Annotated in this window: 1 protein-coding gene; it reads right to left on the reverse strand. The window is 30.1% G+C overall.

The genetic code is table 11. From position 1 onward, the window contains the following. Window positions 1–151: 151 nt before the first annotated feature. Window positions 152–541 (reverse strand): FtsB family cell division protein, encoded by a 390-nt coding sequence (locus CN514_RS24875; protein ID WP_176526083.1) that lies wholly within the window; start codon window positions 539–541, stop codon window positions 152–154. Window positions 542–585 lie beyond the last annotated feature (44 nt).

Below are 585 nucleotides of genomic sequence, written 5' to 3' on the forward strand. Positions count from 1 at the left end.
AAGATTTAAAAGATATGAAAAAATTCTATTCCCTTCTTCCTATTTAAGTTCGTACGTTCGACTTTAAATTTGCATAAAACGAACATTAGTTCTATAATAAATATAGAAAAAAAGATTCCCTCATATATGAGAATCTTTAAGCTATTAATTATTAGTTTGAGCTGATCTCATCTTTCGATTTCGGCACGATGATGATTGTTTCTCCTTTTTTAGAGAACATGTATTGATCACGAGCATAGTTTGCTATGAAATCTGGATCATTTAATAATCTAATCTGTCTGTTTAAGTCTTTTTCAGTTTTAGCCACTTTTTTTTGTTCGACATGTAATGTTGAAAGTTCATGTTGCTTTGCCGAAGCGATCTTGTTTTGACTATACATATATATTCCAGACGCGATAATTAAAGACAAAAATAATGTTGTCAAAATGATTCGATGGATTCGTATTGTTTTTCTTTTTTTAGTCTGCGGAAATTGATTACGAGAAGGCTTGTTTATTTCTTCTCTTTGTGGATTATATAGTTTTCGCGCTTCTGCCTTCACGTTAAAAACCTCCTTTAAAAATATTATTCTACTCTAGTTTAACA

Origin of the sequence: Bacillus sp. AFS001701, assembly GCF_002559405.1 — a bacterium.
GTDB lineage: Bacteria > Bacillota > Bacilli > Bacillales > Bacillaceae_G > Gottfriedia.